A 7154-nucleotide genomic window follows, 5' to 3' on the forward strand; every position below is an offset into this window, starting at 1 on the left:
ATGCCAGACAAGCAAAAGGTCACATTTTATCTTTCGGACGAGCTGCATCGGCAGTTCAAGATCCGAGCAGCAGTCGATGGCGAAACCATGTCATCAATGGCACAGCGAGCGATTGAGTTCTATATGAATAATGCTGAACTCGTAGAAAGCGCTGCTCATATCCATGGAAGTGCTCATCAAATTCACAACTGCCCAGAGTGTAACGCTGCTGTGACCGTCCAGAAGGATGGCTTGGCTCTAGTTACCTCTCATGGTTCTAAGGTGATAGACGAGCTGGCTGAACTCAGTACGATCTCTAACCTTGGTTGTAAGACAAGTAGAGAGTCCAGAAGCCCTGATGAGGGTGAGCTGATCACTGCTTGAAGCGGATGAGATTACAAAAGGCTCAGTTTGTTAGCCCGGCTACGGAAAGTCTGTTGTTTCTGTCTTAGTCTGTTGATTCTATTCGAGATAGATGTTCTAAATCGTCTTATTTGGGGGCGATCGCCATGAGAGAAGAGCTAAACGTATTAATCCGAGCTCAATATCCACTGATCTATCTGGTCACCTTTGAAGAAGAGCGGGCAGAAAGATCAATAGCAGCGCTTGCCCAGCAAAGGCCCCAGCAGCGTATGTACACCTGGACAATGACACATGGTGTCGTCGAGTACGGGAAAGAGGGGGGTTCAGGCCAGCAAAACAATACGGTTTCTCCTCAGGCAGCAGTTAATTGGGCAATGCGCCAGAAGGACCCAAGTATTTTTGTTTTCAAAGATTTGCATCCTTTTAAGGATAGCCCCGAAGTAACCCGTAGTCTGCGAGACGCCATCGAAAGCTTTCGCGGCACGCAAAAGACAATCATACTGATGTCTCCAGTTCAGCAAATTCCGATAGAGCTGGAGAAAGAAGTTGTTGTTTTAGATTTCACGCTACCTAGTATGGCAGAACTTAATCAGGTTTTGAGTGCAGAACTTGAAAAGTCTGGTGTTTCTAGTATCAGTACTGAGGGGCGCGAGAAACTGTTGAAAGCCGCTTTAGGATTAACCCGTGACGAAGCTGAAAAGGTTTTTCGTAAGTCCAGGGTGATGGCAGGAAAGCTAACAGAAGCCGAAGTCAATATCGTCTTATCTGAGAAGAAGCAGCTAATACGTCGCAATGGGATTCTAGATTATATAGAGGAAGATGAGACGCTAGATTCTGTTGGCGGCCTAGAAGAATTAAAGCACTGGCTAAAGCAGCGATCGAACGCTTTTACTGAGAGGGCGCGCGAGTACGGGTTACCCCAGCCTAAGGGAATGCTAATTCTGGGCGTTCCGGGTTGTGGAAAGTCCCTAATCGCTAAGACAACAGCTAGGCTATGGGGTCTACCCTTGCTGCGCTTGGACATGGGGCGTGTTTATGATGGTTCCATGGTCGGGCGCTCTGAGGCTAATCTAAGAGGGGCGCTCAAGACAGCAGAATCGATATCGCCTGCTGTTCTGTTTATTGATGAGATTGATAAGGCTTTTGCAGGCAGTGCAGGGTCAGCTGATTCAGATGGTGGAACGTCTAGCCGAATATTCGGCAGCTTTCTAACCTGGATGCAGGAAAAAACTTCACCTGTATTTGTAATTGCAACAGCAAATCGAGTTGAAAGGTTACCTAGCGAGTTCTTGCGTAAGGGCAGATTTGACGAAATCTTCTTTGTTGATCTTCCCAACGAAGAGGAAAGGAAAGAGATATTTAGGATTCATCTGGGTAAGCGCCGTAGTGATATAGAACGGTTTGACTTTGACCAGTTGAGTAAAGTATGTGAAGGTTTTTCAGGCGCTGAAATTGAGCAGGGATTAATCTCTGCGATGTATGAGGCGTTTGCGCAAGGGCGAGAGTTCACTCAGCTTGATATTATTGCGGCGATTCGCGCTACGCTGCCGCTGTCGAGGACGATGAGTGAGCAAGTAACAGCCCTGCGTGATTGGGCTCGACAGCGGGCTCGACCAGCGGCTTCATCGGTTGCGGAATACCAGCGGATGGAGTTCTAACAGTCTTTTTTCCTGCTCCTACAGGAAGAAGGGTCAGTCGTATTACTTTTGATAGTGATATGGTTGACGGTTCAACAAGTCAGGCATTGCTTCGTTTGATGACTGACTACTTTCGATTTCTAACTTCGTTGTCTCTCAATTTCTTTCCAGGAGGAAACTCAAATGTCTCATTTCAGTACTTTACGCACTAAGATCACCGATGCTGAAATCTTGAAGTCTTCACTATGTGACCTAGGTGTGACTGTGAAAACAGAAGACAGCATTCGTGGCTACAACGGACAGAACGTTCGTGCTGATATTGTCGCGGTGCTTGAAGGCGACTACGATATCGGCTGGTCTCGCAATGCTGATGGTTCTTTCGACTTGATTGCTGATCTCTGGGGTGTTGCTAAAAAGCACAACCAGACAGAGCTAATCAACTCTATCAACCAGAAGTATGCTGTGAACAAAACGCTCTCTGAAGTTAAGCGTCCTGGTCTACAGAACGCAAATGTACGCTTGGTTCTTCAGTAATGTAGTTTTCCAAGCGCATTTTGATAGCGCTGTTCTCATAGCTGCGATGGACTGAACCACTAACGGTTCAGTCCATTTTTTTGCTTTTAGTCGTCATGCCGTCCGATAGCGAAGTAGAGATACTTGCTATTGTTCTGTCTGCCAGGTTGGCTAGTCGTCCTTGGAAAAACCTCCCATTTTCGGAGGGACTAAGACGCCTGCTGCAACGGGAGCTTTAGCTCTTGAGTAGGCGAACTGGAACCGACGTTCCCCGTAGTGATCGGCTTTTGAACGCTATATGAGACGTGGTCATTTTCCAGATTTTGCAGGGGCTAGAGCGTTTCCTTGCAACTTCACCTATGGGTTTAGAGACTACAAGCCTTGTGAAACAAAGCCTTTTGAGTTCTTCAGAGACGACTAGCTATCGTTGCTTAGGGCTTTTGAAGATCCACACTATCCTTACTAGAGAGATAGAATCTACCTCAATCTACTTCGCGATAGTCTTGTTCAGGAGTTCTGCGATCGCCCGATGCTCAATGGGCGGCTCGGCGACAATATCCTGGCGGGTATCAGTGATTAGCCAGTCTAGTGCAGCAGCTTTAACATCGATAGACGCCCCAGTCTTGTCAACACAGTAGCGTCCAAAGACAAGCTTATCGACTAAGCGAACGTCAGGTCCAATTCGAGAGTATTCAAAGACGACACTCTTATCGATGATGGTTCCACTAGAGATCATACAGTTCGGACCGATCATACTAGGGCCTACTATTTTGGCACCATCTTCTATCTGAGTCATGCCGCCGATGTAAACTGGACCTTCTATCTCTATAGCTTCCCAGTTAGCCTTGACATTGAGCCCGGCAAATACGCCTGGTCTAATTTCATTTCCTGGAATGCCTACTCCTCTAACCTGACCGGTAAGTACATCTTGAATAGCTTGCCAGTAGTCAGGAACTTTGCCGATGTCTACCCATTCAAAGTCCATACGGATGCCATAGAAAGCCGCACCGGCATCGACAAGCTTCGGAAAGAGATCGCCCCCAATATCAAACTCTTGACCAGAAGGAATGTAGTTGAAGACCTCCGGCTCAAAGATATAGATGCCAGTATTTATATCTGTACTAAGCGCTTCTTCAACGGTCGGCTTTTCTTGAAAGGATTTGATTTTACCGCTCTCATCAGTAACTACCACACCATAGCTAGGTACCTGCTTAAGAGGTACTTGCTTCATAACAATAGTAGCAATGGAATTTTTCTCTTTGTGCTGGCGGACTGCCTCAGTAAGATCGAGATCGATTAGAGCATCTCCACAGAGGACGATGAACGTATCATCGAAAAAAGGTGAGAAGTCTTGTATCTTCCTCATCCCACCAGCTGAGCCGATTGCTTCACCGACTAGTTCGCCATCGGTGATTCGGCCTTCGAACGAATAGGCCAGTTCAACACCAAATCGCTGGCCATCCCGGAAGTAGCCTTCGATCTCATTAGCAAGATGACTGACATTGGCCACAATCTGGTCAAAACCGTGGTTTTTCAAAAGCTCTAACAGAAACTCCATTACGGGTTTTTGCAAGATAGGAATCATTGGCTTGGGAATGGTGTAGGTAATTGGTCGTACTCTTGTACCTTTCCCTGCGGCCAAAATCATGGCTTTCATTTCTGAAGAGTCCTCACGTTTTAACTAGTAGGCTGACTGTTTAATCCTTGCTAATGCTATCAATCTAATCCTAATATGCCCTATGAGGAACGAAGACTTCATATCTCCCTCATAGGGGCTGCCATCACTCCTTGCTGTGATTAGAAATCGACTCTAGCGTAATTTGAGCGCAAAGCTCGCGTATCAGTGATTGCTACAAAAAAACCTCAGCTCATCGACGAGGCTGAGGCTTTCTTCTAAAGCTGCACTACATTGTTTAGTACAGCTCCTCCTCTTGATGAGTCATAACTGTACAGTCAGAAGTCGGATAGGCAACGCAAGTAAGCACATAACCTGCCTCAATTTGATCATCATCTAGAAAAGACTGGTCGGATTGATCTACAGTCCCTTCTGTGAGCTTCCCAGCACAGGTAGAGCACGCACCCGCACGACAAGAATAAGGCAGGTCAATGCCTTGCTCTTCTGCTGCGTCTAAAATGTATTCATCATCTGCCACTTCAATAGTGGTATTTAGGTTTTCTGTTTCGTTAACTAAAGTGACTTTGTAGCTAGCCATGCGAACATCCTCTTGGTTTGCCTTGCTGTTAACTAAACTCTCTTAGTTTAGCCAGAAAGACTGGATAGATAAGTCAATTAACAGCATATTTTGATACTACGAGAAAACTACTTAGCTGTAACTATCTTGAGGTGGATGGTTGAAAGGTATTAGTAATCTAACTCTAAAGAAAGATCCTATTTTGCTTATGGTTAATGGCGAGTGAGACAGTGAAAATATGGCTTGTAATTCAATTATCTGGAGTCTTTGAAGCTGTTACTGCTTTATTTAGCTAAACAACTAAATACGATTTTGGAGGGGTTAATTTTATCAGTAGTTGTTTTTCTATAAACTTTACTTATGTAGCTGTTCGGCGGCTGTTGATGGCGCAAAAAAGTCTCTATTGAGAGTCTTCTCTATTTAATTGAGTCTATGTTGCTTTGGAAAATACGATTCGATGCTGAGCTTCTTTGAAAAACTAATTAGAGAACGCAGTGGACATTTTGTCGGAGCCAGATTATGTGATGGTTGAACTCGGTGCATGAATGATTTATCGGCTTAGACTTATATGTCAGTTATTCGAGTTGGACTGGTAGGGACGGGCTATGCGGCTAGCGCAAGGGCAAAGGCGTTCTTAGCAGATGAACGATCACATCTTGTAGGTGTTTCTGGAAGTGGCGTTTCTGAAAACAGTACTGAGCGGACTGCACAGTTTGCAAATCAGTATGGCATGCAAGCAATAGCGTACTGGCAGCAGCTGATTGCAGACGAATCTATTGATCTGGTTGTAGTTTGTACAATAAGTTCGTTGCATGGTGAAGTGGTTAAGGCGGCGCTAGAGGCTGATAAGCATGTAGTGGTGGAATATCCTCTATCTTTTGATGTGCAACAGGCAGAGCAGCTAGTCAAGCTTGCGGCCCAGAAACAATTACTGTTACATGTGGAACATATCGAGCTATTGGGTGGGCTGCATCTAGCTATGCGCTCAAACCTTTCTAAAGTTGGCAAACCAAGCTATGTAGGCTACCGCACGATTAATCCGCAAACCCCTGCGCCTAAAAAGTGGACCTATCAGAAAGCACTTTTTGGCTTTCCCTTCTGTGGAGCGCTTTCGCGAGTGCACCGGCTAACAAATTTGTTCGGTAGAGTAAACCAGGTAAACTGCCAGACTCGAATAGTAGAAGATGCAGAGGATATCTACTTTAGACAGATGCTAAGTTCTGGTCGGCTACAGTTTGAGTCTGGGCTAATTGCAGAGCTGGTCTATGGAAAAGGGGAAGGACTGATGGTTTATCACCGAGAGATTGAAGTGCAAGGCGAACAAGGCAAACTGTTTTTTGATAGGAACGAAGGGATGCTAATGACTGCCCAGGGGACGAGTGTGATTGCTATTGAGCCCCGTCGGGGTCTGTTTGTGAAAGATACGCAGGGAATATTAGATAACTTGACTGAAGGGACCCCGCTATATGTAAGCGCGGCTGAAAGTGTATATGCACTGAGAGTAGGCGATGCTTTACGGCGAGCATCTGATACTGGGGAGAGCGTAGTCGTTATCTAAGATGCTTAAGAATCTTAGATACTTAGGCGGTTAGTTTATATAACGTTGATGGCCTAGCGGAGGCACAGTTCTGAGGCGCAGTTCTCTAGTAAGTGCAAGAGCTTAGTTTAGGTGTAGAAGGCAAGTGTTAAGTCTGTTTCCAGACTAGAACGCCCGGAGACTGCTGAATTGGAACGATATCTAGAATGTCCAGCTGAGCGCAGTAGTTGATATCGGCGGTATTGTCTTTGCTTAAGAGACGCTGACCATGACTTGCGTGATGTAGAAGCTTGTCCAACCGATTTTGCCACTGGCAGTAGAGACTCATGGCAGCTAGGGCGGCATCATTGCCAATCGTACTTGCTAGCTCGAGATTGGCTTGCTCAATACCTCTTTGGATGATAGCCCCAGCGCAGACAGTGTCCTCAAGAGAGTATTCACCTTCCCAACCGGAGCCGACTAACCAGGTGGTTTTGGGCTGGTTGGCTAGCAGGTAGTCGACGACAGCCTGACGAGTCGTAAGCGCAGCAGTAAGCACTATCGGTACTTCTTGAATCCGCTGTAGGCAGCGGGTACCGTTAGTTGTACTCATGAATAGACGTTTGCCTTCGGTCTGTTCGGGCGAGTGGTCTAAAGGAGAATTCCCTAGATCGAACCCTTCAACTTTTTGACCGCCTCTTTCTCCTGCTCTGATTCGACTTAGGGCAGGCCAGCTTTCACTTTCAGATAGCAGTTTGTCTAGATCACTAAAGACTTGAACAGCTTCGGCACCCGCATTAAACGCAGCGGCTATAGTGGTGGTTGCTCGCAGCACGTCGATTGCGATCGCGCAGTCGGGAACGGAGTCAGTGGGGACTTCCTCAGGTGTGTGATAGACGGATATTTTCACTGAATACTTGGCCCGCGCACATAGTTTAGTAGCTGAATCATCAG

7 protein-coding genes are annotated in these 7154 nt (G+C 46.3%); 4 read left to right on the forward strand and 3 right to left on the reverse strand.

What is annotated here, in order from left to right; all coding sequences use genetic code 11:
- The 3 genes from S7335_RS09520 (at position 1) to S7335_RS09530 (ending at position 2513) form a co-directional block, all read left to right on the forward strand.
- A complete protein-coding gene (locus tag S7335_RS09520; RefSeq protein ID WP_006456173.1) occupies positions 1-363 on the forward strand; it encodes a hypothetical protein in 363 nt (120 codons plus the stop codon).
- 125 nt (positions 364-488) lie between these two features.
- The gene (locus tag S7335_RS09525; protein WP_038015993.1) at positions 489-2000 is read left to right on the forward strand and encodes an AAA family ATPase; all 1512 of its coding nucleotides are present in this window, start codon (positions 489-491) and stop codon (positions 1998-2000) included.
- A 162-nt stretch (positions 2001-2162) separates the two neighbouring features.
- The gene (locus tag S7335_RS09530) at positions 2163-2513 is read left to right on the forward strand and encodes a DUF1257 domain-containing protein (protein ID WP_006453681.1); all 351 of its coding nucleotides are present in this window, start codon (positions 2163-2165) and stop codon (positions 2511-2513) included.
- Positions 2514-2979: 466 nt separating this feature from the next.
- Here S7335_RS09530 and S7335_RS09535 read toward each other — a convergent pair whose 3' ends face one another.
- Positions 2980-4149 carry a sugar phosphate nucleotidyltransferase gene (locus tag S7335_RS09535; RefSeq protein WP_038015996.1) on the reverse strand — a complete coding sequence of 390 codons (1170 nt, stop codon included), beginning with the start codon at positions 4147-4149 and terminating at the stop codon, positions 2980-2982.
- A gap of 256 nt (positions 4150-4405) precedes the next feature.
- Positions 4406-4705: a ferredoxin gene (locus S7335_RS09540; RefSeq protein WP_006454866.1), complete on the reverse strand. Its 300-nt coding sequence runs from the start codon at positions 4703-4705 to the stop codon at positions 4406-4408.
- A 547-nt stretch (positions 4706-5252) separates the two neighbouring features.
- On the opposite strand from S7335_RS09540, the gene S7335_RS09545 reads away from it, so the two are divergent.
- Positions 5253-6242 carry a Gfo/Idh/MocA family protein gene (locus S7335_RS09545; RefSeq protein ID WP_006453745.1) on the forward strand — a complete coding sequence of 330 codons (990 nt, stop codon included), beginning with the start codon at positions 5253-5255 and terminating at the stop codon, positions 6240-6242.
- Between the two features lie 127 nt (positions 6243-6369).
- On the opposite strand, the gene S7335_RS09550 is transcribed toward S7335_RS09545, so the two are convergent.
- Complete coding sequence (locus tag S7335_RS09550; protein ID WP_006457270.1) at positions 6370-7110, reverse strand: 2-phosphosulfolactate phosphatase family protein; 741 nt, start codon at positions 7108-7110, stop codon at positions 6370-6372.
- Between the last annotated feature and the right edge of the window lie 44 nt (positions 7111-7154).

The sequence above is a fragment of the Synechococcus sp. PCC 7335 genome, from assembly GCF_000155595.1.
In the GTDB taxonomy this organism is placed as follows: Bacteria; Cyanobacteriota; Cyanobacteriia; order Phormidesmidales; family Phormidesmidaceae; genus Phormidesmis.

Coding starts and splice junctions, on each gene's coding strand:
- S7335_RS09520 (WP_006456173.1), top strand. CDS start 1: ATGCCAGACAAGCAAAAGGTCACATTTTATCTTTCGGACGAGCTGCAT.
- S7335_RS09525 (WP_038015993.1), top strand. CDS start 489: ATGAGAGAAGAGCTAAACGTATTAATCCGAGCTCAATATCCACTGATC.
- S7335_RS09530 (WP_006453681.1), top strand. CDS start 2,163: ATGTCTCATTTCAGTACTTTACGCACTAAGATCACCGATGCTGAAATC.
- S7335_RS09535 (WP_038015996.1), bottom strand. CDS start 4,149: ATGAAAGCCATGATTTTGGCCGCAGGGAAAGGTACAAGAGTACGACCA.
- S7335_RS09540 (WP_006454866.1), bottom strand. CDS start 4,705: ATGGCTAGCTACAAAGTCACTTTAGTTAACGAAACAGAAAACCTAAAT.
- S7335_RS09545 (WP_006453745.1), top strand. CDS start 5,253: ATGTCAGTTATTCGAGTTGGACTGGTAGGGACGGGCTATGCGGCTAGC.